Genomic DNA, 26,321 nt, shown 5'->3' with positions numbered 1-26,321 from the left:
GCTCGAACGAATGACCCCTGCGAGTGCCCGCATGGTGCGACCCACGGGACAGCACAACCGCTCGGCCTCCTACATGCGGCCCGCCCGGGCCCGCGTACGCTGGACGCAACTCTGCTTTGCATTGAAAGGAAAAGCCATGGCCATGATCGCCACCGATGAACTCACCAACGGCCAGTTGATCGACCTGCCCGCCGCCGCGGGCGACCTCACGCAGCCGCGTTTTGAACCGGTGGACGACTGGCTGCGCGGCGCGCCCGAGCTTGAACAGAAGACCGCGATGTGGCGCTGGTTCGCCACGCGCTACGAGGAGATGGAACTCAACACCCCACACGACGAAGAAGGCAACTTCCTGATCGGCGAGAAGAAGCCTGTAAAGGCCGACGAAGTGCTGGCCGAGCGCTTCGGCGCGGTGGTGCCGGCGCCGGTGCTGCAGTCGCTGGTGCAGACGCTGAAGGACAAGGTCGGCAATCGCTGGGCCGTCATGCCGCTCGACAAGGTCGGAAGCTGATGCAAACGCCGGGGCAAACCGTCGATCCGGCTGTGGTTGGTGTTGGCTGGATTTGGGCTGGCGCGATGATCGCTCCGCCTCCTACACGCGTCGGGGCGCGTTGCATTCAGCATCAACCCAAGGTGGATTGCGCCGCCAGTTCCGATTCAGCTTCTTCAACCGACCGACCCCAGCGAGGTGCCAATTGATTGCCATCATCGTCCCCGCCCACAATGCCCAGGACACCATCGACGCCTGCCTCGAGTCATTGGTGCGTGCCGCACGCCACCCGGCCCTGGCCGAAGATGACGTGCAGATCACCGTCGTGCTCGACCGTTGCGACGACCGCACCGGCTGGCTTGCACGCAGCTGGGGCGTGCACACCATGGACGTGGAGGCGGGCAATGTCGGTGCCGCGCGCAAGGCCGGTGCCGATGCGGCCGTGCGCGCCGGCGCGCGCTGGCTGGCTTTCGCCGATGCCGACAGCGTGGTGACGCAAGACTGGCTCGCCGCACAGATCCGCCAGAGCACCGACGTGGTCTGCCCCGCCGTGGTGGACGGTGCGCTCGACGAAGGCAACGCCCTGTTCCACGCTGCCAACTTCGGCCTGAGCGCCAAGGCCTATCTGGCCGCCGACGAACGCAAGGCGGCGCAAGCCGTGGCACCCTCCGCCGGACAGGCTGTCTCACCCGTACCCACGATGCTGGCCGTGCCGGCCGCGCGCACCATCGGCGCCGGCGGCGGTGCCAAGTCCATCCTGCAAGCCGCGCCGCGGCGCATCAGCATGGGCTGAAGCATGGCCCCGGCCGGCCATGACCTGGAGCGATTCGTGGCGGCGCAGGCGCCGGTGTTCGATGACGCAATCGCCGAACTCCGCGCCGGCCGCAAACGCAGCCATTGGATGTGGTTCGTGTTTCCCCAATTGCGCGGCCTTGGCAGAAGCCAGATGGCTTGGCGCTATGGCATCGTCTCCATCGACGAAGCCCGCGCCTACCTCGCGCATCCGGTACTGGGCCCGCGCTTGAAAGCTTGCTGCGAAGTGCTGATGCGCCTGCCGCCATGTTCGGCAACGCAGGTCTTCGGCTCGCCCGACGACCTCAAGCTTGCGTCCAGCATGACTTTGTTTTCAGAGGCAGCCAATATGCCCGAAGACAGGGGGCTGTTCGATCGCGTGCTGGCCCAGTTCTGCGGTGGTGAACGTGATGCGGCAACGCTGGCGTTGCTGCGCTGAGGCCTCAGCCCAACCTCAACACACAGCCATCCCCCGTCGACTCGCGCCACACCCGTACCGCGCTGAGCATCGACGCGTAGCTCGCCATGCCGTCGGCGATGAACCTGCACAGATTCTCCAGCGTGGGCACGCCCAGGCCCGGCACTTCGTCGAGCAGGCGGTGGTCCAGCTGTTCGCGCAGCGTGGCGATGTGGGCGCGTACCTGGCCGAGGTCGACCACCATGCCGGTCTGCGGGTCGGGCTGGCCGGCGAGCGTGACCTCGGCATGGTAGGTGTGGCCGTGGATGCGTGCGCTGCTCTCGGCTTCGATCTCGCGTTGGAGCGTGTGGGCCGCATCGAAGAAGAAACGCTGGCTGACCTCGAACCTGCCGAGCAAGGCTTCGGTGCCGGGGGTGTGGGGCTGGCTCATCGAATGCCCGTGAATTTGTGGGTCTGCACGCTGAGCTTCCAGGCCGGTTGCGCCATGCAGGCGGCGATGCACAGGCCGGTGTTGGTCTTCTGCAGCGGGCCGTCCATGGGTTGCAGGTAGTGGTGACGAAACGGCAGTTGTGCCAGCGCCGGCAGGTCCAGCCCGGCTTGGGGCCAGACCACCTTCAACTCGTCGCCCTGCTTCTGGACCAGTTGCGCGCCCGCTTTGGGGCTGATGCACAGCCAGTCGATGCCTTCGGGCGCGACCACCGTGCCGTTGGACTCGACCGCGATCCGGAAACCGCGGGCGTGCAGGGCCGCTACCAGGGCGTCGTCCACCTGCAGCAGCGGCTCGCCGCCGGTGAGCACGGTGAAGCGGTGGGTGGCGTCACCGGCGGGCCAGAACGCGGCGATCTGCTCGGCCAGCAACTCAGCCGTGGCGTATTTGCCGCCGGACGTGCCATCGGTGCCGACGAAATCGGTGTCGCAGAACTGGCAGACGGCTTTGCTCCGGTCTTCCTCGCGGCCCGACCAGAGGTTGCAACCGGCGAAGCGGCAGAACACCGCCGGCCGGCCGGCGTTGGCGCCTTCGCCCTGCAGCGTATAGAAGATTTCTTTGACCTGGTAGCCCATGGCAATCGCGTGTGTTTCGTCTGAATCGGAGCCCCGTATTGTCGCCGCTGCCGGGGCACCGGTCGAGGAGGCGCTGAGCCTGATACCTTTTGCGCATGACGCCAACGGTATTGGCCGGACGCGGCATGGCAGCCTAAGCTGGGGGTTGATCCACCACAGAAAGCCCGCCGTGACCTCTTCCTCCGTTTCTTCACACGTTTCTTCGCCCGCCCCTTCCTCCCCCCGCTACGCCGCCGGCCTCGCGCAGCTCGCCCGCATCGAAGGCCGAAGCCCGCCGTCGCTGGAGACCGCGCTGGCCGACATTGCGCCGGACCTCGCGCGGTTCGCCATCGAGTTCGCGTACGGGGACATCTACGCGCGGCCGCAGCTCGACCTGGCCCAGCGCCAATTGGCCACCTCGGGTGCGCTCGCGGCGCTCGGCAATGCCAGCCCGCAGTTGAAGTTCCATCTCGCGGGCGCGCTGCAGGTGGGCTGTACCGCCGAAGAACTCGTCGAGCTCGCGACCCACATGGCGGTGTACGCGGGTTTCCCGGCGGCGGTCAACACCGCACTGGTGCTGAAGGAGCTGTTCGCGGAGAAAGGCATCGCCCTGCCGCCGAAGCCTGACGCGCAGGCCTTGGAAGGGTCACGCTACGCGCGCGGCTGGGCCGGCCTGCAGGCCATCGACGGCCACGCCGGCGAACGCGTCATTGCCGCGCTCGGCGAGGTGGCGCCGGATCTTGGCCGCTACATCGTCGAGTTTGCGTTCGGCGACGTCTACGCGCGCCCGGGCCTGAGCGTGCTATCGCGTGAACTCGTCACCGTGGCGGCCCTCACCGCGCTCGGCACCGCCCCGGCGCAACTCAAGGTGCACATGCACGGCTTCATGAACGTGGGCGGCAAGCGGGAGCAGTTGGTGGAAATCGTCACCCATACCGCCGTCTACGCGGGCTTTCCGGCCGCCATCAACGCCGCCCTTGTCGCGAAGGAAACGATGGCCGAGCGAAACCTGGGTTGACCGGCTCCCGCCGTTTCAACCGGCTTTCGGCAAACCCAGCCCATGGTGGTCGCGCAAGGCCTGCAGCACGAGCTCCGCATGCGAAGACAGACCTTCGCGCGGATAGGCCACAGCGATCTCGATGCGCAGGACGGACTGCTCTTTCAGCGGCTTGTAGACCACGCCCTCGCGCGCGATCGTCTTCAGCGAAGAAGGGATCAGCGCGATGCCCTGGCCGGCGGCGATCAGCCCGAGCAGCACATGGTGGTCGGCCGGTTCCTGAAGCCGTGGCGGATCGAAACCCAGTTGCCGGAACACGGTGCCGAAGTGGTCGAAGTAGGCCGGATTCAGCGAACGCGCAAACCAGAACAGCGCATCGTCGTTCAACTCGGCCAGCGCAATGCGTTTGCGCCGCGCGAGCGGGTGCTGTGCAGGCAGCGCCGCCACCAGCGGATCGACGGCCAACACTTCCACCGCCAGCCCGCCGGTCAGCGAAGGCAGGCCGATGATCGCCAGGTCCAGCAAGCCGCGGCGCAGGTCGGCCACCGACTGCTGCGAAATCTGCCGCTTCTGCGTGAGCGCCAGGCCCGGCACACGCTGGCGCAACGCCGGCGCGAGCCAGGTGAACAGCGCCGCATCTACCACGGTGGTGATGCCGATGCGCACCTCCTCGCCCTTTGGTGCGCCGCGCCGGGTCTGGCTCACCAGTTGCTCGGCGCGCTCCAGCAGATCACGCGCCTTCGCCAGGAAGGCCGCGCCGCTGGCGGTGAGCGCCACACCCGTGCGGTCGCGCTGCAGCAGTTGCACGCCCAGGTCATCCTCCAGCGCGCGGACCTGCCGGCTCAGCGGCGGCTGCGTGATGGCCAGGCGGTCCGCGGCGCGCCGGAAATTCAGTTCTTCGGCGACGGCAACGAAATAGCGGAGCTGGCGCAGTTCGAGATGGCTGGTCATGGTGGGCCTGAACGCTAACACGGGAACACCGATTGCAGGCAACATCGGGTCCATGAGAACTTTTTCCATTCTCTTCGTCTGCATGGGCAACATCTGCCGCAGCCCCACCGCCCATGGCGTGTTCCTGCACAAGGTGAAGGCCCTCGGCCTGGAAGATCGCATCCGCGTGGACTCGGCCGGCACGCACAACTACCACCCCGACAGCCCGCCGGACGCGCGCTCGCAGCAACATGCCAGCCGCCGCGGCTACGACCTGTCCGCGCTGCGCGCGCGGCAGATCATCGATGCGGACTTCGAGGCGCATGATTTGATCCTGGTCATGGACTGGGACAACCTGGCCCTGGCGCAGGACCAGAGCGATCCGCGCCACCACACCAAGATCCGCCGCCTCACCGAGTTCTGCGAGCGCCACGACAGCCCGGTGGTGCCCGACCCGTACTACGGCGGCGAGCGCGGCTTCGAGCACGTGCTGGACCTGGTCGAGGATGCGTGCGACGGCCTGCTGAAGCAGGTACGGCAGCGGCTCGATCCTCTGCCTTGATCAGGCTCGTCAACTGCGGCCCAGCATGGGCCCCAGCAAGGCCCACACATCCTCCCCAAAAAGCATGGAACCATACGGCGTGATGTGGTACGTGTCCTCATACAGGCCGACGTCTCGAAAGGACATTGCGCATACCGTGGCGCATATCTTGGCGGCCGGGTCGAAGACGCGTGTGTGACGAGTGCGCCCGCTGGTCATCACGCGGGCCAGGGTTTCGTGAACCACGGCCGACTCCTCTGCGTGTTGCGCGGCTGGCTTGAGTGGCATCGACGCATTCGATCGGATGAAGGGCAGGCGGTCGACCTGGTAGTTCGGCAAGGTCAACAGGCTCGGCCAACTGTTGAATACCAGGACGTTGGTCACATCGTCCAGCGCCTCGATGGTGAGCGGCAACTGGTTGCGGATGGCGGTAATGCTCGATGTCCGGTCGGCGTCGGCGCTTGGATCCGTGGTGATGTATTCGTTGGTGGCGGCGTTTTCGTCCCGATAGTGGCTGTAACCGACCCAGGCACCCATCAACACCACCGCTTGAGGCTGCAAGGCGGTGATCGACTGCAGCACCACTTGGCCCAGGCGTGCGTCAGAACAATACCGGTTGGATTGGGGGTGGTGGTGGAAGGACTTACGCACGCCGAGCAAGGGCGGACACGAGGGATGGCTGAACAGGACCACATTGAAGTCATGCCGTTCGGCAAGTTGGTAGAACATATGGCTCCAGGCGCCACTCGACGAGTCACCCCATAGGAGCACCGTAGGAGCACCTGCGCGCACGACATACTGACGGCAGTGGGGCTGCAGCATTTCCGGGATGGCGTTGTTGCCGGAACATGGAACGACTCCCACCGGGATCGCCGCCTGGAACACGAGACTCGGGCTGCGTTTGTTGGCGTTGCGTGCGGCAATCGCCCGATCGGGCAGGCCCTGGCTCATCAAAACGACCAGACCGCTTGCCAGGATCGCCATCGCAACGGCTACCAGTCCCATGTTCTTCAAGCGCAGACGCTGGTTGTTTCGGAAACGCACCTCGATCAACCGGTAGGTCAGGTATGCCGCCACGACGCTGAACGTCACCGCGCCGACGCGCACGGTGGCGCTGGGCGTGCCGCCGGCGACGATGCGGGCGAAGCTCAGTGCTGGCCAATGCCACAAATAGAGCGGATAGCTGATCAGGCCGAACCACACCATCGGCCGACTGGCCAGGACAGCCCTGTTCACCCAAGCAGCCGGTCCGGCCGAGATGAGCAGGAAGGCACCCAGTGTCGGCATCAAGGCGCGCCAGCCTGGAAACGGAGAATCCTTGGTGAGAGTTGCAAAACCAAGCGCCAGCAAGGCCATGCCCAGGGCGGACTGTGCGTTGGAGAATCTGTCGAGCATCCGAGGGCGGTGCAGCAGCAGATATGCCAGAATTCCGCCGATCATCAATTCCCAGAAGCGCGAGAGCGGGGAATAGAAAGCCGCTACAGGGTTCGACGGTACCGTCACGAGGTTGATGGCGAATGAGACCACCGCAACGACGCTTGTGACGATCAGGAAGCTCCATTTCTTGCGCCAGACCAGACCCAGCAGGATTGGCCAGAAAATATAGAACTGCTCCTCGATCGCCAGACTCCACAAGTGCAGCAGCGGCTTGAATTCGGCGGACGTATCGAAGTAGCCCGCCTCATTCCACAACACGAAGTTGGCGATGAACATGGCGCCACCTGCCGCGTGTTTGCCCAGCTGCTGGAACTCGTCGGCCAGCAGGCTGCACCAGCCCAGCAGCAAGCTACAGCCCAGCACCAGCACCAAGGCTGGAAAGATCCTGCGAATGCGGCGGCCATAGAAATCGGCATAGCTGAAACGGTCGCGTTCCAGCGTCCCCATGATGATGGTGCTGATCAGGAAGCCCGAGATCACGAAGAATATGTCGACCCCGATGTAGCCGCCCCTGATCCAATTCGGAAAAGCATGGAATCCCACCACGGACAACACGCCGATCGCACGTAGGCCGTCGATATCGGCTCGGTATTTCGGGTGGTGCATCATTTCGGGTCTTTTCCAGATTCAGATGACTCCGCATCGCCGCGGGTTGATGGTGTCGAAAGCAGGCGCACCACGATCCGGAAGATAACAGTCCCAACTTACGGCTTCTTTCGAACTTTCTGAGGTGTTCTCCCACAGGCGCGGTTGCCTGCGGGCCTTACCATCGTTCGATGAATTCGTGGACAAAACGTCGCTTTACCTTCAGGAGCGTGCTGCTCATCGTGCTGGCCACGGTGATCGCCGCCGTGCTCGTCTCCAATTTCAAGGGCGGCGAAAAGAAGATCGAGCGCCAGGTGGCGCGCGTGTACGGCATCGAAGACCCGCGTTTCCTGCACGAACTGGGTGTGCTGCTCGGCCCGCCCTTTCAGCCCGGCAACCGGGCCACGACGCTGGTCAACGGCGATGCCATCTTTCCGCCGATGCTGACGGCCATCCAGGAAGCCAAGGCCACCATCACCTTCGAGACCTACATCTACTGGGCGGGCGACATCGGCCGCGCTTTCGCCGACGCACTGGCCGAGCGCGCGCGTGCGGGCGTCAAGGTGCACGTGCTGCTCGACTGGGTGGGCAGCGCGAAGATGGATGACGCGCTGCTCGAGGAGATGCGCGCGGCCGGCGTGCAGATCCAGAAGTTCCACCCGCCGCACTGGTCCCACCTGGGCCGGCTCAACAATCGCACGCACCGCAAGCTGCTGGTGGTGGACGGCCGCATCGGCTTCACCGGCGGCGTGGGCATCGCGCCCGAATGGACCGGCCACGCGCAGGACCCGGCGCATTGGCGCGACACCCACTTCGAGGTGCGCGGCCCGGTGGTCGCGCAGTTGCAGGCCGTGTTCATGGACAACTGGATCAAGGCCACCGGCCACGTGCTGCAGGGCGAGCCCTACTTTCCCATGCTCGACAAGGCGGGCGACGCGCAGGCGCAGATGTTCAGCAGCTCGCCCTCGGGCGGCAGCGACAGCATGCAGCTCATGTACCTGCTGGCCATCACCGCCGCGAACAGGAGCATCGACCTCTCGGCCGCCTACTTCGTGCCCGACGAGCTCACCCGGCACGCACTGCTCGCCGCGATGCAACGCGGCGTGCGCCTGCGCATCGTCGTGCCCGGCGAACACATCGACAGCGACAGCGTGCGCAGCGCCTCGCGCGCGCAATGGGGAGAACTGCTGCAGGCTGGCGCGACCATCGCCGAATACGCACCGACCATGTTCCACTGCAAGGTGCTGGTGGTCGACAATCTGTTCGTCTCGGTGGGCTCCACGAACTTCGACAACCGTTCGTTCCGCCTCAACGACGAAGCCACGCTGAACATCGTCGACAACGCATTTGCCGCGGAGCAGACGCGGATTTTCGAGGCCGACCTGGCCAGGTCCAAGCCCGTCTCCTTCGCCCAGTGGGCCGATCGGCCGTTGAAGGAAAAGCTCGCGGAAAAGTTCGCCTCGGTGATCGCTTCGCAGCTTTGAGGCGCGGCCGCAAAAGGTGGGTCCGGGCCGTGGTGCCGCCTACAGCAGTTTCCCCGGGTTCATGATCTGGTTGGGATCGAGTGCCTGCTTGATGCGCATCATCAGTTCGAATTCGAGCGCCGGCTTGTAGAGCGGCAGTTCGTCGCGGCGCAATTGGCCGATGCCGTGTTCGGCGCTGATGCTGCCGCCGATGGCATGCACCAGGTCGTGCACGGTCCGGTTCAGCAGCGCCGTTTTCTCGGTCATTTCGGCGTAGGGGGTGTCGGCCGGCTGCAGCACGTTGTAATGCAGGTTGCCATCGCCCAGGTGGCCGAAGTTGACGATGCGCACGTCCGGCTGCAGCGCCTGCAGTGCTGCATCGGCCTGCGCCACAAAACCGGCAATGGCCGAGATGGGCAGGGCGATGTCGTGTTTGATGGCCTTGCCTGCGCGCACCTGGGCCTGTGAAATGCCTTCGCGCAGTTTCCAGAACGCGGTAGCCTGGCTGGCGTTGGTGCACACCGCGACGTCCTGCACCAGTCCGTCTTCCAATGCCGCGCCCAAGCCTTCTTCCAGCAGTTCGGCCAGGCCGTCCGCGCGGGTGTCGGCCAGCTCGACCAGCGCGTGGAAGGCATGCTGGCCGGCCAGGGGCGCGCGGGTGGCGGTCACGTGCGCCAGAACCAGGTCGAGCGAGGCCTGCGACATCATCTCGAACGCCACCAGCCGTTCGCCGCAATGCGAGCGAAGCCGGGCCAGCAGGGCCACCAGGGCCTCGAGGCTTGCCGCGCCGATCCATGCGGTGGCGCGTGCCACCGGGCGCGGGTAGAGCTTGAGCACGGCCGCGGTGATCACGCCCAGCGTGCCCTCGGAGCCGATGAACAGGTGGCGCAGGTCGTAGCCGGTGTTGTCCTTGCGCAGCGCGCGCAGGCCATTCCAGATGCGGCCATCGGGCAACACGGCTTCGATGCCCAACACCAGGTCACGCGTGTTGCCATAACGCAGCACGGCGATACCGCCCGCGTTGGTGGCCAGGTTGCCACCAACGGTGCAACTGCCTTCGGAACCCAGGCTCAGCGGGAAGAAACGGTCGATCTCCGCGGCCGCCGCATGCACGTTGGCCAGCAGCACACCGGCCTCCACCGTCAGGCTGTTGTTCATCGGGTCCACGTGGCGGATGGCATTCATGCGCACCATGCTCAGCACCACCTGGGCGCCGCTGCCGTCCGGTGTGGCGCCGCCGCTCATGCCCGTGTTGCCGCCTTGGGTCACCACCGGGGTGTGGGTTTCGTGGCAGATGGCCATGACGGCGGCGGTCTGCTCGGTGCTTGACGGGCGGACCACCACCGGTGTGCGGCCATGCCATTTGCCGAGCCAGTCCTGCAGGTAGGGCGCTTGTGCTTCGGCATCGAGCACCAGGCCGGCGTCGCCCACGGTGGCGTGCAGGCGTTGCAGCAGATCAGGATGTGCCGCGGCAGCGGGAGGTGTCGTAGGGGGTGTGGTCATGTTCGAAAGGCTTCAGTGGTTGGAGGGAGGCCGGTGTCACCAGCCGAGCTGCACGCGGCCGAGGGCCATGGCGGTGGCCGCCTGCGTCGGCTCCACCACAGGCAGCCCGGTGGCTTGCTGCAGCGGTTCGCGGAAAGGCGCCATGCCGGCGCAACCCATCACCAGCACCTGCGCCCCACGTTCGTCGCGCAGGCGGCGGCCGGCATCGCACATGGCCGCGAGCGTGGCGGGGCGGTCGGCCAGCGCGGAGACGTCCCGCCCGATGGCCACTTCGCCCGCGCATCGGCTGGCCACGCCCATGGCGCTCCAGTTGCGCAGGTGGCGCGGAATCGAGCCTGGCAGGATCGCGATCACGCCAAAGGTCTGGCCCATCGTCAGCGCCGTCAGTACCGCACTTTCGCTGATGCCCAGCACCGGCACACCGGCACTCTCGCGCAGTGCAGCCAGGCCGGGATCGCTGAAGCAGGCCACCACGAAGGCGCTGGCCCGGCCCCGGTGGGCCTGGGCGAAGCGGTAGACCGACAACGCTGCCGTGTCGACATCGAGCTGGCTTTGCACACCGGGCGGGCCGTCGGACAAGGTCACGCAGGTGATGGGCGGGCCGCCGGCGAGGCGCAGGGGGCCACGGCGGCATCCAGCCCAGCGGTCACGCCGCTGTCGTTGTTGGGGTTGATGACGTAGATCGGATGCTGCATGGCGAAGGCGTCGGTGTGTCCTGGCGACCATCGCCGGGCTCGCCGCCAGTCTAGGGCGGGGTGGGCGGCATGGCACTTGCTATGTTGTGGGTCACCCTTAACCGTTTGTTAATTGGCTGTGCACCATGTCCTTGAATCTGCGCCAGATCGAAGTGTTTCGTGCCGTGATGATCACCGGCTCCATCAGCGGCGCCTCGCAGCTGCTGTTCGTCTCCCAGCCGGCCGTGAGCCGGCTGTTGTCGCACACCGAGTCGCGGGTCGGCTTTGCCCTGTTCGAGCGCATCAAGGGTCGGCTCTACGCCACCCCCGAGGCCAAGAAACTGTTCCGCGAGGTGGAGCACGTCTACGCCGGTGTGCAGCGCGTCAACGAATTGGCGCGCGAACTGGGTGAACACCGTGAGGGCATCCTGAACGTGGTGTCCAGTCCCAGCGTGGGCCAGATGGTGATTCCGCAAGCCATGGCCGCGTTTCGCCATACCCATCCGCAGGTCAAGCTGGGTTTCCAGTACCTGGGTTTTGCGCCGCTGGTGGAGCGGCTGCTCAACCACCAGGCCGACCTGGGCGTGACGATCCTGCCGGTGGAGCATCCGAACCTCGAATCCACCCCGCTGGGCAGCGGTCGCCTGGTGTGCATCTGCCCCTACAACCATCCGCTGTCGCGCCGGGCCACGCTCACGGCCGCGGATCTGCTGGCCTACCCGTTGATCGCCTACGACCGCGGCTCGCCTTTCGGCGTGCTGGTGACCGGGCTGTTCGAGGCGGCCGGCGAGAGCTACCGCACCGCCATCGAAGTCGGCTCGCCGCAGAACGCCTGCGCGCTGGTGCAGGCGGGTGCCGGCATTGCGCTGGTCGACGAGTTTTCCGTGCGCAGCTGGCCGGCCAGCCAACTGGTGGTGCGGCCACTGCTGGATGCGCCCCGTCTGCAGGCCAACCTGGTGCACTCGCGCTTCGAGCCGCTGTCGCAAATGGCCCAGACGTTTGTCGGCGTGCTGCGCCAGCTCATGCAAAGCGAGGGATTCCAGCCGGCGCCCGACCCTGCGCCGGCAACGGGTGGTTAACACGTTGTTAAGGGTGTCCGCCATAAAAGCACGCGACACCGGCCGGGGTGTTTCGAATAATCGGCCACAACTTCACAGCAACCCGGCTATCGACCATGACCGCAAACCCCGCCACCACCGACCGCCTTGCCACCGCCAAAGGCGTGTTCACCATCTGCCCGACGCCCTTTGCGGCGGACGGCGCGCTCGACCTGGCCAGCATCGCTTCGCTGGTCGACTTCCAGTTGGAGGCCGGTGTCGATGGCCTGGCCATCCTGGGCTTCCTGGGCGAGTCGCACAAGCTGTCGCAGGAAGAACGCGGCCAGGTGATCCGCGCCTTCATCGCCCAGGCCAAGGGCCGCGTGCCGGTATGGGTGGGTGTACGCGCCCTGGGCATCGCCGGCGCGGTGGAGCAGGCGCGTGAAGCCGAAGCACTCGGCGCCGGCGCCGTGTTCGTGGCGCCGCTGGACACCACGGCCGACGCCGTGCAGTTCGACTACTACCGCACCGTGGCCCAGGCGGTGAAGATTCCGGTCGTCATCCATGACTTTCCCGACTCCTTCGGCACCGAGATCGGCGCCGAGCTGGTGGCCCGCCTGGGCCGCGAGGGCGGCGTGGGCATGATCAAGATGGAGGAGCCGCCCGTCGGCCAGAAGATCTCGCGCATCCTCGAGCTGGCCCAGGGCAGCATGAAGGTGTTCGGCGGCCTGGGTGGTGTCTATTTTCTGGAAGAGCTGCAACGCGGCGCGGTGGGCACGATGACGGGTTTCGCCTTCCCCGAGATCCTGGTGCGCATCTACCAGCACCATGCCGCCGGCAACCATGCCGCCGCCGCCGCGACGTTCGACCGCTATTGCCCGCTGATCCGCTACGAGTTCCAACCCAAGATGGGCCTGGCGCTGCGCAAGACGACCTACATGCGCCGTGGCGTGATCGCTTGCGACGCCATCCGCTCGCCGGGCATGCGCATGGACCCGATCACCGCGCGTGAACTCGAGGCCACCGTGCAACGCGTCGGCCTTTCGCTCGACCAGCGCAGCCCCTTTGTCATCGCCTGAGCCGGAGTACAACCAATGGATCTCGGAATCTCCGGACGCAGCGCACTGGTGTGCGCCTCGAGCAAGGGCCTGGGCCGTGCCTGTGCCATTTCGCTGGCGCGCGAAGGCGCCCGCCTGACGCTGGTGGCGCGTGGCGTGGAAGCCCTGGAGCGCACCGCCGCAGAAATTCGTGCCACCACGGGCGCCGATGTCGTCACCGTGGCCGCCGACGTGACCACCGACGCCGGCCGCGCCGCGGTGTTGGCCGCGTGCCCGCAGCCCGATATCCTGGTCACCAACGCGGGCGGCCCCAAGCCTGGCGATTTCCGCGACTGGGACCGCGACGCCTGGATCGCCGCACTCGACGCCAACATGCTCACGCCCATCGCCCTCATCAAGGCCACGGTGGACGGCATGATCGCGCGCCGCTTCGGCCGCATCGTCAACATCACCTCGGGCGCGGTGAAGGCGCCCATCGACATCCTGGGCCTGTCCAACGGTGCGCGCTCCGGCCTCACCGGTTTTGTGGCCGGCCTGGCACGCGTCACCGTGGCCCACAACGTCACCATCAACAACCTGCTGCCCGGCCCGTTCGAGACCGACCGCCTCAAGGAAACCGCTGCGCAGTGGGCCGCCAAGAGCGGCAAGACGGTCGAGGCCGTGATCGCCGAACGCGGTGCCGCCAACCCCGCGCGCCGCCTGGGCGACCCGGCGGAATTCGGCGATGCCTGTGCCTACCTGTGCAGCGCACAGGCCGGCTTCATCACCGGGCAAAACCTGCTGCTCGATGGCGGCCACTACCCCGGCACTTTCTGACACCAGCCCTTCGCACCACCATGGATTTCGACCTCACCATCCGTCACGGCCGCATCAGCAATGCGGATGCGACCTTCCATGCCGACATCGGCATCCAGGGCGGGCGCATCACCGCCATCGCGCCAGCTCTGCCCGCCGGACGCGAGGACGTGGATGCCAGCGGCCGCTGGGTGCTGCCCGGCGGCATCGACAGCCATTGCCATATCGAGCAACTCTCGGGCATGGGCGTGATGTGTGCGGATGACTTCTACAGCGGCACGGTATCGGCCGCGTTCGGCGGCACCACCACCATCCTGTCGTTTGCCGCCCAACACCGCAACGACGCCATTCCCGAGGTGCTGGCCGACTACCACCGCCGCGCCGCCGAGAAGGCGGTCATCGACTACGGCTTTCACCTGATCCTGACCAACCCCGACGAGACCGCGCTGCGCGAACACCTGCCGCAGGCCGTGCGCGACGGCATCAGCTCGCTGAAGGTCTACATGACCTACGACAAGCTCAAGCTTGACGACTATCAGCTGCTCGACGTGATGGCCACCGCCGGCGAGTTGGGCGCGCTGGTGATGCTGCACGCCGAGAACCACGACATGATCCGCTGGGTGGCGCACCGCCTGCTGGAGCGCGGCCACACCGCACCGAAATTCCATGCCGTGGCGCACGACGCGCTGGCCGAAACCGAAGCCACCCATCGCGCCATCGCGCTGGCGCGCCTGGTCGATGTGCCGGTGCTGATCGTGCATGTGGCGGGCCGCGAAACCGTGGAGGTGATCCGCGCCGCCCGCCAGCTCGGCGCGCCGGTGCTGGCCGAGAGCTGCCCGCAGTATCTGTTCCTGGAGGCCGGCGACAGCGACCTGCCCGGCATGGAAGGCGCCAAGTTCTGCTGCAGCCCGCCGCCGCGCGACGCCGCCTCGCAGCAAGCCGTGTGGGACGGCCTGCTCGACGGCACGCTGGGGGTGTTCTCGTCCGACCACGCTCCTTACCGCTTCGACGCCTCGGGCAAATTGCCCAAGGGAGACGCCACCACCTTCAAGGAAATGGCCAACGGTGTGCCGGGCATCGAACTGCGCCTGCCACTGCTGTTCTCCGAAGGCGTGATGACCGGCCGCATGGGCATCGAACAGTTCGTCGCCCTCACCGCCACCAACCACGCCCGCATGTACGGCCTGGCGCCGCGCAAAGGAAGCATCGCCATCGGTGCCGACGCCGACATCGCGCTGTGGGACCCGACCCGCGTGGTCGACGTGACGGCCGGCATGCTGCACGACAACGTGGGCTATACGCCCTACGAGGGCCGGCGCATCACCGGCTGGCCCACCGCCGTGTACAGCCGCGGGCGGGCGGTGGTGCGCGATGGCGTGCTGCTGGCCTCACGCGGCAGCGGCAGCTTCGTGCCGCGCGGGCGGCCCGAGCCGCTGCGCACGTCCGCGCCTTCGCCGCAGCGCGGGGCCTTCAGCGCACTCGTGGGCCTGAAGCGTGCGGACTGACGCCGCCACCGAATTTCTCTTCGCCATCCATCCTCATCACCGTCTACCAGGAGTGCCTTCCATGCAACGCCGTTCCACTTTCAAACCCTCGTTCCGTGCGCTGGCCCTCGGCACCGTGACCTGCTTGGCCGCGCTGTGCGCCAGCGCCGTGTGGGCGCAAACCGGCCCGCTGAAGACCGCGGTGGACGCCACCTTCGCGCCCCACGCCATGGCCAAGCTCGGCGGCGGCGCGCAGGGCTTCAACATCGACCTGGGCGAAGAGCTGGCCAAACGCCTGGGCCGCAAGATCGACATCGAGGCCACCGAGTTCTCCGGCCTGGTGCCCGGCCTGAACAGCAAGCGCTACGACTTCCTGCTCGCGCCGGTGACGGTGACGCCCGAGCGCGCCAAAGCCATGCTGTTCACCGAAGGCTACCTCGACACCGACTACACCTTTCTCGGCCGCAAAGGCGCACCGCTGGCCCGCCTGGAAGACCTGAAGGGCAAGACCGTGGCCGTGAACAAGGGCTCCAACTACGAAGGCTGGGCACGCGACAACGCCGCCAAATACGACTTCAAGTTCGACGTCTACGGCAACAACGCCGACGCCGTGCAGGCCGTGCTCGCCAACCGCGCCGACTACAACCTCGCCGGCACCACCGTCGTGGCCTGGGCCGCGAAGCAGAACGCGGCGCTGCAGACCGGCTACACCGTCAAGACCGGCCTGGTCTGGGCGCTGCCCTTCCGCCTGGATGACAAGGCCGGCCGCGCCGCCGCTTCCAACGCGCTCAAGTGCATGAAGCAGGACGGCACGGTGGCCAAGCTGGCCGTCAAGTGGTTCGGCTTCACCCCGGGCGCGGACGACGCTGCCGTCAAGCTCGCGCCTGGCACCGGCGTGCCCGGCATGGACGGCTACGACGCCACGCCCGTCACGGCCAAGTGCAGCTGAAGCCAGTGGCACCCGTCGTTCCCCCGCCATCCTGTTGAACGTTTTGCCGAGCCCGCCATGGTCATGCCCCCACCCTTGTTAGAAATTGTCGGACTGCGCAAGTCCTATGGCGCCAACGAAGTGCTGCGCGGCGTGGACCTGCGCGTGCGGCCGGGCGAGCTGGTGTGCGTGATCGGGCCGTCGGGCTCGGGCAAGAGCTCCATGCTGCGCTGCTGCAACCGGCTCGAAGAAGCCAGCGGCGGCCAGGTCATCTTCGATGGCCGCGACATCACCCGCGCCGACGTCGACATCAACGCCGTGCGCCAGCAGATCGGCATGGTGTTCCAGGCGTTCAATCTCTACCCGCACCTCACCGCACTCGACAACGTGGCCCTGGCGCTGCGCCTCGTGCAGGGCCGCAGCAAGGCCGAGGCGCGGCAACTGGCGCAGGCCGCGCTGGAACGGGTGGGCCTGGGCCACAAGGCGGGCGCCTACCCGGCGCAGCTCTCCGGGGGCCAGCAGCAGCGCGTGGGCATCGCCCGCTCGGTGGCCTTGCAGCCGCGCGTGATCCTGTTCGACGAACCGACCAGCGCGCTCGACCCCGAGCTGGTGGAAGACGTGCTGCAGGTGATGCGCCAGTTGCGCGAAGGCGGCATGACCATGCTGGTCGTGACCCACGAAATGGCCTTTGCGCACGCGGCGGCCGATCGCGTGGTCTTCATGGACGGCGGCGTGGTGGTCGAGGAAGGCTCCGCCGCCGACGTGTTCGAGCACCCGCGCGAAGCGCGCACCCGCAGCTTCGTCAGTCGCTACAGCGGCGCGCGTGCCGCGTGAACGGGACGGGCAGCATGAGCGGCGACAACTCGGGCCTGGTCTTCACGTTCTTCAACCAGGAGGTTGCGGCGCGCTACTGGCTGCAGATCCTGCAGGGCCTGGGCGTGACCGTGGGCGTGGGGCTGGCCGTGGTGGTCACCGGGGTCTTGCTGGGGCTGGCGCTGGCCGTGCTGCGGGCGCTGCGCATCCGCCCCATCGCGTGGGGCGTGGTGGGCTTCGCCGACGTGATGCGCTCGCTGCCGCCGTTGATTCTGCTGATCGTCGTGTACTTCGGCTTCCCATCCATCGGCTTGCCGCTGTCGGCCTTTGCCACCACCTGGCTGGCCTTGTCGCTGGTGCTGGCGGCCTATGCGGAAGAAAGCATCTGGGCCGGCATCGTTTCCTTGCCGGTGGGCCAGATGGAAGCCGCGCGGTCGACCGGCATGCGCTGGTGGCAGGCCATGGGCTGGGTGGTGCTGCCGCAGGCGCTGCGCCGCGCCGTGCCACCGCTGACCAACCGCGTCATCTCCATCACCAAGAACACCGCCCTGGGCTCGGTGGTGGCCCTGAATGAAATCCTGAACCAGGCCCAGGCCGCCAGCAGCACCTCGGGCAATCCCACACCGTTGACGCTGGGGGCCCTGGCCTACCTGGCGGTGTTTCTGCCGGTGGTGGTGCTGGCACGCTGGATCGAGCGCCGCTGGAAGGGCCGTTGAGCATGGAAGCGCTGCTGCAAAACTTCTTCAACTTGCCGATCTATGCGCAAGTGTTCCCGTACCTGCTGCAAGGCCTGTGGACCACCATCTGGCTGTCGGCCCTGGTCATCCCCCTGGGCGCCGCGGCCGGCCTGGCGCTGGCCCTGGTCTTGAGCCAAAGCCGGCGGCGCACGCTGCGCTGGGCCGCGGTGGCCTTCATCGACTTCTTCCGCGCGTTTCCGCCGCTGGTGCTGCTGGTGTTCGTGTACTTCGGCCTGCCTTTCCTTGGCTGGGAGATTCCGAAACTCGGCGCCGTGGTGCTCGGCTTCCTGCTGAACAATGCCGCCTACTTTGCCGAAGTGTTCCGCGCCGGCCTGGAAGCCGTGGCCCCCGGCCAGATGGAAGCCGCACGCTCCACCGGCCTCACCCGGCTGCAGGCATTGCGCCACGTGGTCATTCCGCAGGCGGTGAAGAACGTGATGCCCGACCTGGTGAGCAACAGCATCGAGGTCGTCAAGCTCACCACCATCGCCAGCGTGGTCGGCCTGCCCGAGTTGCTGCGCGCGGCGCGCGACGCGCAATCGCTGGTCTACAACCCGTCACCCGTGGTGCTGGCCGCGCTGATGTACCTGGCCTTGCTGTGGCCCTTGACACGCTGGATGGCCCGGCTGGAGCACCGGCGCACCGCGGCACGGTGAGCGTCCATCACATCCCGCGATCGCGCGAGCGCATCCTTCAAAAGGATGAACGCCTCTGGGCCGACCCGTCGCGCCTTCGCGGCATTCACGCAAGGCGCCCCTTTTCCTAGAGTCACGAGACACGTCGAGCGATCGCCACGATCGCCGTCTCACTCCGGAAAGGATGCGCCATGCCGTCTTCATCCCATGTCGCCCAGGCCTTGCCGCGCGAGGCCGATGCCGCCTATGCGTGTGCCATGACTTCGGCCATCTTCGTTGCCACCTACTGGCTCGCGAACCACTTCACCAGCCTGCGCCACGACGTCGGTGCCACCGTGTTCGACTGGGAGCGCCACATTCCGTTCGTGCCCTGGACGATCGTGCCCTACCTGTCGATCTGCGTGTTCTTCGTGCTCTCGTTTTTCGCCGAGGGCGGCCCGATCGAACTGCGGCGCCACGTGGCCCGGCTGATGCTCGTGCTGCTGGTGGCGATGCTGTGCTACGCCGCCTTTCCGCTGCGTTTCACCTTCGAGCGGCCGGTGGTCGACGGCCTCTTCCACCCGATGTACGCCGCACTCGTCTGGTTCGATCGACCGTACAACCGCGCGCCGTCGCTGCACATCGCGGTGCTGCTCGTGTTGTGGGCCCGGTTCTCGCCGTGTCGTGGCCAATGGGCGGGGCGATGCCTGCACCTGTGGTTCGGCTTGATCGCTGTTTCGGTGTTGACGACGTATCAGCATCACGTGATCGATGTGCTGGCGGGGTGGCTGCTGGGGGCGGGGGTGGTGGCCGTCACCGCATTGCCGGATGGTGGACGGCCGAGGCGAGCACGCCAGTGATGGCCCATGGGCCGCCAACCGTTGTCCGAAGTGTGCGAACATATTTCTAACCCAAAAGCGCTGGCGCCAAGCGGCGGCAAGTTTGCTTCTAAATCAGGAGCTACCCGCGCAGATGGATTCAGCGCCAGATGCCAATTTGGCTTGAAAAATTTGTTGATTGATTTCGTCAAGGAAGGATCCATGGCGGTTGCAGACGATGAGGAGCGCAGGGCGCCTTCACCTTTCAGCCCCGCGCCCGAGAAGCGCCGCTGGCCGGCGTTCCTCCTGGCCTTGTTGCTCCTGCTGGCGCTGGTCGCCTGGGTCTGGCACGAGCCAGCCGGACTCGGCGTCACCGTGCGCGGCCTGGCCCATTCCGTCGCTACACCTGACACAGCCCCGGTACCAGACGCAGACGCCCCACCCGCCTCGCCCACGCCGCCGGCAACTGCCACCCGCCTCGCGCCCGCGCCCGGACAGACCGTCAGCAAATGCGTGCTCAAAGGCAGAACCACGTACTCCGATGGCCCGTGTCCCGACGGCGCCAAAGCGGAGCAGCTCGCCGTGCGGCCTGACGTGAACTTGATGCAGGCGTCCGTGTTGGCGCAGGCCACGCCTATCCGCAGTGCCCTGCCGCCGCCCGCGCCGGCTCCGGTGGTGATCCCGGCGCCGCCGCCGGACGCGGACAAGGCCGCCACGTGCTCCGGGTTGGCGCGCTACATCGAAGATCTGGACGCCTGGGCGCGCCAGCCGCAGAGCGGGGAAATGCAGGACTGGATCACCGCGCGGAAGCGGGAGGCGCGGGATCGGCAGTTTCGGTTGAAGTGTTGAGGACCAGTCCTCCGGGACGCTTGCAAGCAAACCTCAAAGGGATTGGCTGAACACTGGCCCGGTTTAGGCCTCGCAAAAGGCGTCTCGTCGCAAATCAAGAAAAACTTGCCTTGTAGGAGATTGGGTCCAAAAGGCAATGTTGATCCAACTGACCAGCTAGATCGAAGAGGCGGGGTGCTCTTCGAAATTCGAACAAACGATAAAGATGAAATTGTTCTTTGGCTTGTCTGGACAGCAATAATTCGCCGCGAGAAACAAAAAATGGGGTGTCTTTGCCGAATGACGTCGTTTTGACTTCGATGAAGCGTTCGCGACCATCGGCTTCAAAAGACCTTACGTCGTAGCCAAGACCATCGCCCTTGGTGACTGAAACATGTTCGACGCGATCGGCAAGACGCTGCTGGCCAAATTGCACCAATCGCCAGTGCTCAAACTGAACGATGAATTCTTCGCCCGCCAATCCCAGAGATCGATTGGCGGCCTCTCGCTCAAAATAGTCTCGCTTCATCGCGCGGAATGCGTATGGCATTTCTGGCTCAGCAACTTTGGCCTGGCATGCCGGAGCCTGGGTTTTGACCTGCGAGAAATCTTCGACCACGGGCGCTATCGCGGGCCGTTCGACGGCGGCCTGGGCAGCTTGGTCCAAACGAGACGTAACTTGAACCTGAGCTGCTAGTATTTCGGCCAACAACGCTTGATAGTTGAACCGTGGCTGATAACCTTGAATCCGGGGAAAGCCAAGGTCCATCAGGGCGGCACTGATGTTGCAATGCTTGAATTCAATGGACCCATCGGATCTCCCCGCCAGCAAGGCTTGCAGCCGGCGACGGTGTTCCGTCTTGCTGTAAGACTGCCCGCTCAACTCCAGTGTGAGCATATGCAGGTAATCGGCAACGATCGCCTCTACTTCTTCGCGAGACCAGTCCACCTTCGCCTTATATTTTTCGCGGCCAAGCGGCAGCAGCACATAACCTCAAATATCAATATTTCCCGCCCTAAGCGCATTCGTCTCAATAAACTCCCGCCGCGGCTCCACCTCATCCCCCATCAGCATCGTGAACACCCGATCCGCCTCGATCGCATCGTCGATCTGCACCTTCAGCAGGCGGCGCACGGTTGGGTCCATCGTGGTTTCCCACAGCTGGGCGGGGTTCATTTCGCCCAGGCCCTTGTAGCGCTGGCGGCTGGTGGCGTTTTCGGCCTGGCCGATGAGCCAGCGCATGGCCTGGCGGAAGTCGCCGACCTTTTCTTCCTTCTGGCGCTCGCCTTCGCCACGCATGACCTTGGCGCCTTCGCTCAACAGGCCGCGGAAGGTGTTGGCGGCCTCGCTCAGGGCGGCGTAGTCGGCGCCGTGCACGAAGTCTTGCGTCAGGACGCTGCTCTTCACGTTGCCGTGGTGGCGGCGGCTGATGCGCAGCACGGGTTTGTCGGTGCGGATGTCGAATTCGCCGGCCACTTCGGCGCCGCTGCCCAGGGCGCGCAGGCTGGCCTGCAGGGCCACGGCTGATTTCTCGGCGTCGGCCACGGTATCGAGGTTGAGCGACACGCCGTCGGCGATCGAGCGCAGGGCTTCGGCGTCCATGAAGTTGCGCAGGCGCGCGATCACGGCTTCGGCCACCTGGTGCTTGCGCGCGAGTTCGGCCAGGGTGTCGCCGCTGAGCGTGGTGCCCGCGTCGCCGCCGGTGAACACCGAGGCGTTGACGAGCGCGATGCGCAGCAGGAAGCCGTCCAGATCGGTCTGGCCCTGCAGGTACAGCTCTTCCTTGCCGGCCTTGACCTTGTACAGCGGTGGCTGGGCGATGTAGATGTGGCCGCGCTCCACCAGTTCGGGCATCTGGCGGTAGAAGAAGGTCAGCAGCAGGGTGCGGATGTGGGCGCCGTCCACGTCGGCGTCGGTCATGATGATGATGCGGTGGTAGCGCAGCTTGGCGACGTTGAAGTCGTCGTTGCCGGTGCTGCCGCCGGCCTTGCCGATGCCGGTGCCGAGCGCGGTGATCAGCGTCAAAATTTCATTGCTGGTGAGCAGCTTCTCGTAGCGCGCTTTCTCCACGTTCAAGATCTTGCCGCGCAGCGGCAGGATGGCCTGGAATTTCCGGTCGCGGCCCTGCTTGGCGGAGCCGCCGGCGGAGTCACCCTCGACGATGTAGATCTCGCAGGCGGCCGGGTCTTTTTCCTGGCAGTCGGCAAGTTTGCCGGGCAGGCCCATGCCGTCGAGCACGCCCTTGCGGCGCGTCATGTCGCGGGCCTTGCGTGCGGCTTCGCGGGCGCGCGCGGCTTCGATGATCTTGCCGACGATGATCTTGGCGTCGTTGGGCCGTTCCTGCAGGTAGTCGAACAGCAGCTTGCTGACGATGTCTTCCACCGGGCCGCGCACTTCGCTCGACACCAGCTTGTCCTTGGTCTGGCTGCTGAACTTGGGCTCGGGCACCTTCACGCTGAGCACGCAGGTCAGCCCTTCGCGCATGTCGTCGCCGCTGACCTCTACCTTGGCCTTCTTGGCCAGTTCGCTGTCGTCGATGTACTTGTTGATAACGCGCGTCATCGCGGCACGCAGGCCGGTCAAATGGGTGCCGCCGTCACGCTGCGGAATGTTGTTGGTGAAGCACAGCACCTGCTCGTTGTAGCCGCTGTTCCACTGCATCGCCACTTCCACGCCGATGTTGGTGCCCTGGTCGCTCTGGCGGTCGCCCATGGCGTGGAACACGTTGGGGTGCAAGACCGTCTTGCCCTTGTTGATGAAGTTCACGAAGCCCTGCACGCCGCCGGCGCCGGCGAAGTCGTCTTCCTTGCCGGTGCGTTCGTCCTTCAGGCGGATGCGCACGCCGTTGTTCAGGAAGCTGAGTTCGCGCAGGCGCTTGCTCAGGATCTCGTAGTGGAAGTCGTTGTTCTGCTGGAAGATCTCGGTGTCCGGCAGGAAGTGCACTTCGGTGCCGCGCTTTTCGGTGTCGCCGATGATCTGCATCGGCGAGACTTCCACGCCGTTCTGCGTTTCGGTGATGCGGTTCTGCACGAAGCCCTTGCTGAACTCCATCACGTGGATCTTGCCGTCGCGACGGATGGTCAGGCGCAGCATCTTGCTGAGCGCGTTCACGCAGCTCACGCCCACGCCGTGCAGGCCGCCCGACACCTTGTAGCTGTTCTGGTTGAACTTGCCGCCGGCGTGCAGTTCGGTGAGGGCGATCTCGGCCGCGCTGCGCTTGGGCTCGTGCTTGTCGTCCATCTTCACGCCGGTGGGAATGCCGCGGCCGTTGTCGACCACGCTCACCGAGTTGTCGGAATGGATGGTGACGAGGATGTCGTCGCAATGGCCGGCCAGCGCTTCGTCGATGGAGTTGTCCACCACTTCGAACACCAGGTGGTGCAGGCCGGTGCCGTCGGAGGTGTCGCCGATGTACATGCCGGGCCGCTTGCGCACGGCTTCCAGGCCTTCGAGGATCTGGATCGCGCCTTCGCCATAGGCTTCGGACGCGCCGGCCTGGTTGGTGTCGATCTTGGGCTGGAAGTTGGAGCTGCCCGCCGTGCTTTCGCCGGTGTTCACGGCGTCTGCGTTCGGGTCGATGGGTTGGTTGGCTTCTGTCATGGCGGTCTTTTCAGCAATCTCTTGAATGACCAAACCCGCTTTGAACAGCGTTCATCGCGGGTTGGTGCGGGGGCGTCTTGTCGGCGACTAGGCGGATACGGCCTAGATGCGCATCGGCATCACGACATATTTGAAGCTCGTGTTCTCGGGAATCGTCAGCAATGCGGAACTGTTGCCGTCGCTGAGTTCGATGGTCACCATGTCCTGGCTCATGTTGGCCAGCGCGTCGATCAGGTAGGTGACGTTGAAGCCGATCTCGATGCTGTCGCCGCCGTAGTCGATGTCGAGCTCGTCCACGGCCTCTTCCTGCTCGGCATTGTTGGAGGCCACACGCAGCGTGCCGGGCTCCAGGTTCAGGCGCACGCCCTTGAACTTCTCGCTGGTCAAAATCGCGGTGCGCTGCAGGCTGGAGAGCAGCGCCTGGCGGCCCAGGGTGATGCTGTTCTTGTGGTTCTTGGGGATCACGCGGTTGTAGTCGGGGAACTTGCCCTCGACCAGCTTGGTGACGAATTCCATGCCGCCGAAGCTGAACTTGGCCTGGTTGTTGGCGAACTGCATCTCGATGACGGGCTGGTCGTCGCCGCCCACGTCGGAGAGCAGGCGCTGCATTTCCAGCACGGTCTTGCGCGGCAGGATCACTTCCTGCTTCGGCACTTCCACGTCGAGCGTGGCCGAGGCGAAAGCCAGGCGGTGGCCGTCGGTGGAGACGAGGCTCAGTTGCTTGCCTTCCGCGACGAACAGGATGCCGTTCAGGTAGTAGCGGATGTCGTGCACGGCCATGGCGAACGACACTTGGCCCAGCAGGTCCTTCAGCACCTTCTGCGGCACGCTGAAAGCGGGGCCGAAGCTGGCCGCCTCCTGCACCAGGGGGAAGTCTTCGGCGGGCAGGGTCTGCAGCGTGAATTTGCTCTTGCCGCCCTTGAGGATCAGCTTGCTCTGGCTGGATTCGAGCGACACGGTCTGGTCGGCCGGCATGGTGCGCAGGATGTCGATGAGCTTGCGGGCGCCCACGGTCGTGGTGAAGCTGCCGGTGTCGCCGTCGAGTTCGGCGGTGGTGCGGATCTGGATTTCGAGGTCGCTCGTCGTCAGTTGCACAGAGCTGCCGGTCTTGCGCAGCATCACATTGGCCAGGATCGGCAGGGTGTGACGGCGCTCCACGATCCCCGAGACGGATTGGAGAATCGCGAGCACTTTGCTCTGTGTTGCCTTCAAGACGATCATGTCAACCTCTTCTTTAATTTAATGAAATCCTGCCAACGAGGGTCGCGCGCAATTCCCTGCCCATCCCTCGATTTTCACTGTTTTTGCATGCCATTCCGCAGGCGACCGAAGCCACCTGCTTTCAGCCCTTGAGCGTCTGCTCCAGGACGTGGAGTTGCTGGTTCAATTCGGTGAGCTGCTGGCGTTCGCCGCCGATCTTGCGCACCGCATGCAGCACGGTGGTGTGGTCGCGGCCGCCGAACAGTTCGCCGATCTCGGGCAGGCTTTTCTGCGTGAGCTCCTTGGCCAGGTACATCGCGATCTGGCGCGGCCGGGCGATGCTGGCCGGGCGCTTCTTGCTGTACATGTCGGCGACCTTGATCTTGTAGTAATCGGCCACTGTTTTCTGGATGTTTTCCACCGAAATCTGCCGGTTCTGGATCGACAGCAGGTCGCGCAGCGCCTCGCGCGCGAGCTGGATCGAGATTTCCTTCTGGTTGAAGCGCGAATAGGCCAGGCACTTGCGCAGCGCCCCTTCGAGCTCGCGCACGTTGGAGCGCACGTTCTTGGCCACGAAAAACGCCACCTCCTCGGGCATCTCCGTGCCTTCGGCGCGCGACTTGTTGATCAGAATCGCCACGCGCATTTCGAGCTCGGGCGGCTCGATGGCCACCGTCAGGCCCGAGTCGAAGCGCGAGACCAGCCGCTCGTGGATGTCGGCGAGGCCCTTCGGATAGGTGTCGCTGGTCATCACGATGTGCGACTTCTTGGTCAGCAAGGCCTCGAACGCGTTGAAGAACTCTTCCTGCGTGCGGTCCTTGTTGGCGAAGAACTGCACGTCGTCGATCAGCAGCAGATCGAGCGAGTGGTAACGCTCCTTGAATTCGTCGAAAGTCTTGCGCTGGTAAGCCTTAACCACATCCGAGACAAATTGCTCGGCATGGATGTAGAGAACTTTGGCGTCCGGCCGGTCGGCGAGCAGGCGGTTGCCCACGGCGTGCATCAGATGGGTCTTGCCGAGGCCGACGCCACCGTAGATGAAAAGTGGGTTGTAGAGTTGGCCCGGCGTGCCGGCCACGTGCATCGCGGCCGCGCGCGCCATGCGGTTGGCCGTGCCTTCGATCAGCGTCTCGAAGGTCAGCGCGGAGTTCAGCCGGTTCTTGAAAGCCGCCTGGCCATTGTCTTCCGCCAGGCTGGTCGGCTCGGTGGCCGGGCTGACTGGCGCGGACTGGTTCGGTGTGGCGTAAGCCCTGGCAACCGCTTCGCGCTGAGTGAGTGCTAACTCGAGCGGAATCGCCTGGCCATACAGCTTTTCGAGCGTGGCTGTGATGCGGCTTGCGTACTGCGCGCGGATCCAGTCCAGCTTGAAGCGGTTGGCGACGAAAATGGTGACTTTGGAGAAGTCTTCGTTGATCTGCGCCACCAGCGGCTTGATCCAGGTGTTGAACTGCTGCTCGGGCAGTTCTTGCGCCAATTGGTCGATGCAGGCCTGCCAGAGGCTGTCACCTGCGCCGCCAGCGGCATGGGTTCCCTCGGTCAT

26 protein-coding genes are annotated in these 26,321 nt (G+C 65.6%); 16 read left to right on the top strand and 10 right to left on the bottom strand.

Annotated features, from left to right (window positions below; all coding sequences use genetic code 11):
• Positions 1-136: 136 nt before the first annotated feature.
• The 3 genes from RD110_RS00130 (at position 137) to RD110_RS00120 (ending at position 1,718) form a co-directional block, all read left to right on the top strand.
• On the top strand, positions 137-508 hold the full coding sequence (locus tag RD110_RS00130) for a hypothetical protein (RefSeq protein ID WP_076195558.1): 372 nt from the start codon (positions 137-139) through the stop codon (positions 506-508).
• Positions 509-692: 184 nt separating this feature from the next.
• Positions 693-1,280: a glycosyltransferase family 2 protein gene (locus RD110_RS00125; RefSeq protein WP_076195557.1), complete on the top strand. Its 588-nt coding sequence runs from the start codon at positions 693-695 to the stop codon at positions 1,278-1,280.
• Positions 1,281-1,283: 3 nt separating this feature from the next.
• Positions 1,284-1,718 carry a DUF1810 domain-containing protein gene (locus RD110_RS00120; protein ID WP_076195555.1) on the top strand — a complete coding sequence of 145 codons (435 nt, stop codon included), beginning with the start codon at positions 1,284-1,286 and terminating at the stop codon, positions 1,716-1,718.
• 4 nt (positions 1,719-1,722) lie between these two features.
• On the opposite strand, the gene RD110_RS00115 is transcribed toward RD110_RS00120, so the two are convergent.
• Together RD110_RS00115 and queE are read right to left on the bottom strand one after the other, a co-directional pair.
• Positions 1,723-2,127, bottom strand: a complete 405-nt coding sequence (locus RD110_RS00115) for a 6-pyruvoyl trahydropterin synthase family protein (RefSeq protein WP_076195553.1) — start codon at positions 2,125-2,127, stop codon at positions 1,723-1,725.
• Positions 2,124-2,759: a 7-carboxy-7-deazaguanine synthase gene (gene queE / locus RD110_RS00110; protein WP_076195551.1), complete on the bottom strand. Its 636-nt coding sequence runs from the start codon at positions 2,757-2,759 to the stop codon at positions 2,124-2,126. The genes RD110_RS00115 and queE overlap by 4 nt, the downstream gene beginning before the upstream one ends.
• A gap of 169 nt (positions 2,760-2,928) precedes the next feature.
• Between queE and RD110_RS00105 the strand changes: the two genes are divergently transcribed.
• The gene (locus RD110_RS00105; RefSeq protein ID WP_076204106.1) at positions 2,929-3,756 is read left to right on the top strand and encodes a carboxymuconolactone decarboxylase family protein; all 828 of its coding nucleotides are present in this window, start codon (positions 2,929-2,931) and stop codon (positions 3,754-3,756) included.
• A 15-nt stretch (positions 3,757-3,771) separates the two neighbouring features.
• On the opposite strand, the gene RD110_RS00100 is transcribed toward RD110_RS00105, so the two are convergent.
• Positions 3,772-4,686, bottom strand: coding sequence for a LysR substrate-binding domain-containing protein (locus RD110_RS00100; RefSeq protein WP_076195549.1), 915 nt, complete (start codon positions 4,684-4,686; stop codon positions 3,772-3,774).
• A 52-nt stretch (positions 4,687-4,738) separates the two neighbouring features.
• Between RD110_RS00100 and RD110_RS00095 the strand changes: the two genes are divergently transcribed.
• Positions 4,739-5,227 (top strand): low molecular weight protein-tyrosine-phosphatase, encoded by a 489-nt coding sequence (locus RD110_RS00095; RefSeq protein ID WP_076195547.1) that lies wholly within the window; start codon positions 4,739-4,741, stop codon positions 5,225-5,227.
• A 9-nt stretch (positions 5,228-5,236) separates the two neighbouring features.
• Here RD110_RS00095 and RD110_RS00090 read toward each other — a convergent pair whose 3' ends face one another.
• On the bottom strand, positions 5,237-7,252 hold the full coding sequence (locus RD110_RS00090; protein WP_076195545.1) for an acyltransferase family protein: 2,016 nt from the start codon (positions 7,250-7,252) through the stop codon (positions 5,237-5,239).
• 167 nt (positions 7,253-7,419) lie between these two features.
• Between RD110_RS00090 and RD110_RS00085 the strand changes: the two genes are divergently transcribed.
• Positions 7,420-8,712, top strand: a complete 1,293-nt coding sequence (locus RD110_RS00085) for a phospholipase D-like domain-containing protein (RefSeq protein ID WP_076195543.1) — start codon at positions 7,420-7,422, stop codon at positions 8,710-8,712.
• Between the two features lie 39 nt (positions 8,713-8,751).
• Here RD110_RS00085 and RD110_RS00080 read toward each other — a convergent pair whose 3' ends face one another.
• Positions 8,752-10,194 carry an FAD-binding oxidoreductase gene (locus RD110_RS00080; RefSeq protein WP_076195541.1) on the bottom strand — a complete coding sequence of 481 codons (1,443 nt, stop codon included), beginning with the start codon at positions 10,192-10,194 and terminating at the stop codon, positions 8,752-8,754.
• Between the two features lie 36 nt (positions 10,195-10,230).
• Entirely contained in the window at positions 10,231-10,779 is a 549-nt protein-coding gene (locus tag RD110_RS00075) for an aspartate/glutamate racemase family protein (RefSeq protein WP_338053082.1), read from the bottom strand.
• Between the two features lie 235 nt (positions 10,780-11,014).
• Here RD110_RS00075 and RD110_RS00070 point away from each other — a divergent pair, with 235 nt between their 5' ends.
• From RD110_RS00070 to RD110_RS00025, 10 genes are all read left to right on the top strand, one after another.
• Entirely contained in the window at positions 11,015-11,947 is a 933-nt protein-coding gene (locus RD110_RS00070) for a LysR family transcriptional regulator (protein WP_076195539.1), read from the top strand.
• Positions 11,948-12,042: 95 nt separating this feature from the next.
• The gene (locus tag RD110_RS00065; RefSeq protein WP_076195529.1) at positions 12,043-12,984 is read left to right on the top strand and encodes a dihydrodipicolinate synthase family protein; all 942 of its coding nucleotides are present in this window, start codon (positions 12,043-12,045) and stop codon (positions 12,982-12,984) included.
• Between the two features lie 15 nt (positions 12,985-12,999).
• Complete coding sequence (locus RD110_RS00060; protein ID WP_076195527.1) at positions 13,000-13,779, top strand: SDR family oxidoreductase; 780 nt, start codon at positions 13,000-13,002, stop codon at positions 13,777-13,779.
• 20 nt (positions 13,780-13,799) lie between these two features.
• Positions 13,800-15,263, top strand: coding sequence for a dihydropyrimidinase (gene hydA / locus RD110_RS00055; protein ID WP_076195525.1), 1,464 nt, complete (start codon positions 13,800-13,802; stop codon positions 15,261-15,263).
• A 61-nt stretch (positions 15,264-15,324) separates the two neighbouring features.
• Positions 15,325-16,191 (top strand): transporter substrate-binding domain-containing protein, encoded by an 867-nt coding sequence (locus RD110_RS00050; protein WP_076195523.1) that lies wholly within the window; start codon positions 15,325-15,327, stop codon positions 16,189-16,191.
• A gap of 57 nt (positions 16,192-16,248) precedes the next feature.
• The gene (locus RD110_RS00045; protein WP_076195521.1) at positions 16,249-17,004 is read left to right on the top strand and encodes an amino acid ABC transporter ATP-binding protein; all 756 of its coding nucleotides are present in this window, start codon (positions 16,249-16,251) and stop codon (positions 17,002-17,004) included.
• 14 nt (positions 17,005-17,018) lie between these two features.
• Positions 17,019-17,699: an amino acid ABC transporter permease gene (locus tag RD110_RS00040; RefSeq protein WP_076204103.1), complete on the top strand. Its 681-nt coding sequence runs from the start codon at positions 17,019-17,021 to the stop codon at positions 17,697-17,699.
• Positions 17,700-17,701: 2 nt separating this feature from the next.
• The gene (locus tag RD110_RS00035) at positions 17,702-18,376 is read left to right on the top strand and encodes an amino acid ABC transporter permease (RefSeq protein WP_076195519.1); all 675 of its coding nucleotides are present in this window, start codon (positions 17,702-17,704) and stop codon (positions 18,374-18,376) included.
• A gap of 170 nt (positions 18,377-18,546) precedes the next feature.
• Positions 18,547-19,194, top strand: coding sequence for a phosphatase PAP2 family protein (locus RD110_RS00030; RefSeq protein ID WP_157900012.1), 648 nt, complete (start codon positions 18,547-18,549; stop codon positions 19,192-19,194).
• 21 nt (positions 19,195-19,215) lie between these two features.
• Positions 19,216-20,001 carry a DUF4124 domain-containing protein gene (locus RD110_RS00025; protein ID WP_157900011.1) on the top strand — a complete coding sequence of 262 codons (786 nt, stop codon included), beginning with the start codon at positions 19,216-19,218 and terminating at the stop codon, positions 19,999-20,001.
• Positions 20,002-20,095: 94 nt separating this feature from the next.
• On the opposite strand, the gene RD110_RS00020 is transcribed toward RD110_RS00025, so the two are convergent.
• From RD110_RS00020 to dnaA, 4 genes are all read right to left on the bottom strand, one after another.
• Positions 20,096-20,968 (bottom strand): protein NO VEIN domain-containing protein, encoded by an 873-nt coding sequence (locus tag RD110_RS00020; RefSeq protein ID WP_239467139.1) that lies wholly within the window; start codon positions 20,966-20,968, stop codon positions 20,096-20,098.
• A gap of 6 nt (positions 20,969-20,974) precedes the next feature.
• Positions 20,975-23,581: a DNA topoisomerase (ATP-hydrolyzing) subunit B gene (gene gyrB / locus RD110_RS00015; RefSeq protein WP_076195513.1), complete on the bottom strand. Its 2,607-nt coding sequence runs from the start codon at positions 23,579-23,581 to the stop codon at positions 20,975-20,977.
• Positions 23,582-23,683: 102 nt separating this feature from the next.
• Positions 23,684-24,802, bottom strand: coding sequence for a DNA polymerase III subunit beta (gene dnaN, locus RD110_RS00010; RefSeq protein WP_076195511.1), 1,119 nt, complete (start codon positions 24,800-24,802; stop codon positions 23,684-23,686).
• Positions 24,803-24,923: 121 nt separating this feature from the next.
• Positions 24,924-26,321: a chromosomal replication initiator protein DnaA gene (gene dnaA, locus RD110_RS00005; protein WP_076195509.1), complete on the bottom strand. Its 1,398-nt coding sequence runs from the start codon at positions 26,319-26,321 to the stop codon at positions 24,924-24,926.

It is taken from the genome of Rhodoferax koreense, from assembly GCF_001955695.1.
In the GTDB taxonomy this organism is placed as follows: domain Bacteria; phylum Pseudomonadota; class Gammaproteobacteria; order Burkholderiales; family Burkholderiaceae_C; genus Rhodoferax_B; species Rhodoferax_B koreensis.
The sequence above is the reverse complement of the archived record's forward strand: the minus strand, read 5'-3'. Positions and strand labels throughout refer to the sequence as shown.

What these genes read in the sequence shown, in the direction of transcription:
- RD110_RS00050 (WP_076195523.1), top strand. Translation starts at nt 15,325, where the DNA reads ATGCAACGCCGTTCCACTTTCAAACCCTCGTTCCGTGCGCTGGCCCTC.
- RD110_RS00100 (WP_076195549.1), bottom strand. Translation starts at nt 4,686, where the DNA reads ATGACCAGCCATCTCGAACTGCGCCAGCTCCGCTATTTCGTTGCCGTC.
- dnaN (WP_076195511.1), bottom strand. Translation starts at nt 24,802, where the DNA reads ATGATCGTCTTGAAGGCAACACAGAGCAAAGTGCTCGCGATTCTCCAA.
- RD110_RS00065 (WP_076195529.1), top strand. Translation starts at nt 12,043, where the DNA reads ATGACCGCAAACCCCGCCACCACCGACCGCCTTGCCACCGCCAAAGGC.
- queE (WP_076195551.1), bottom strand. Translation starts at nt 2,759, where the DNA reads ATGGGCTACCAGGTCAAAGAAATCTTCTATACGCTGCAGGGCGAAGGC.
- gyrB (WP_076195513.1), bottom strand. Translation starts at nt 23,581, where the DNA reads ATGACAGAAGCCAACCAACCCATCGACCCGAACGCAGACGCCGTGAAC.
- RD110_RS00060 (WP_076195527.1), top strand. Translation starts at nt 13,000, where the DNA reads ATGGATCTCGGAATCTCCGGACGCAGCGCACTGGTGTGCGCCTCGAGC.
- RD110_RS00095 (WP_076195547.1), top strand. Translation starts at nt 4,739, where the DNA reads ATGAGAACTTTTTCCATTCTCTTCGTCTGCATGGGCAACATCTGCCGC.
- RD110_RS00045 (WP_076195521.1), top strand. Translation starts at nt 16,249, where the DNA reads ATGGTCATGCCCCCACCCTTGTTAGAAATTGTCGGACTGCGCAAGTCC.
- dnaA (WP_076195509.1), bottom strand. Translation starts at nt 26,321, where the DNA reads ATGACCGAGGGAACCCATGCCGCTGGCGGCGCAGGTGACAGCCTCTGG.
- RD110_RS00115 (WP_076195553.1), bottom strand. Translation starts at nt 2,127, where the DNA reads ATGAGCCAGCCCCACACCCCCGGCACCGAAGCCTTGCTCGGCAGGTTC.
- RD110_RS00090 (WP_076195545.1), bottom strand. Translation starts at nt 7,252, where the DNA reads ATGATGCACCACCCGAAATACCGAGCCGATATCGACGGCCTACGTGCG.
- RD110_RS00120 (WP_076195555.1), top strand. Translation starts at nt 1,284, where the DNA reads ATGGCCCCGGCCGGCCATGACCTGGAGCGATTCGTGGCGGCGCAGGCG.
- RD110_RS00130 (WP_076195558.1), top strand. Translation starts at nt 137, where the DNA reads ATGGCCATGATCGCCACCGATGAACTCACCAACGGCCAGTTGATCGAC.
- RD110_RS00030 (WP_157900012.1), top strand. Translation starts at nt 18,547, where the DNA reads ATGCCGTCTTCATCCCATGTCGCCCAGGCCTTGCCGCGCGAGGCCGAT.
- RD110_RS00035 (WP_076195519.1), top strand. Translation starts at nt 17,702, where the DNA reads ATGGAAGCGCTGCTGCAAAACTTCTTCAACTTGCCGATCTATGCGCAA.
- hydA (WP_076195525.1), top strand. Translation starts at nt 13,800, where the DNA reads ATGGATTTCGACCTCACCATCCGTCACGGCCGCATCAGCAATGCGGAT.
- RD110_RS00040 (WP_076204103.1), top strand. Translation starts at nt 17,019, where the DNA reads ATGAGCGGCGACAACTCGGGCCTGGTCTTCACGTTCTTCAACCAGGAG.
- RD110_RS00080 (WP_076195541.1), bottom strand. Translation starts at nt 10,194, where the DNA reads ATGACCACACCCCCTACGACACCTCCCGCTGCCGCGGCACATCCTGAT.
- RD110_RS00085 (WP_076195543.1), top strand. Translation starts at nt 7,420, where the DNA reads ATGAATTCGTGGACAAAACGTCGCTTTACCTTCAGGAGCGTGCTGCTC.
- RD110_RS00070 (WP_076195539.1), top strand. Translation starts at nt 11,015, where the DNA reads ATGTCCTTGAATCTGCGCCAGATCGAAGTGTTTCGTGCCGTGATGATC.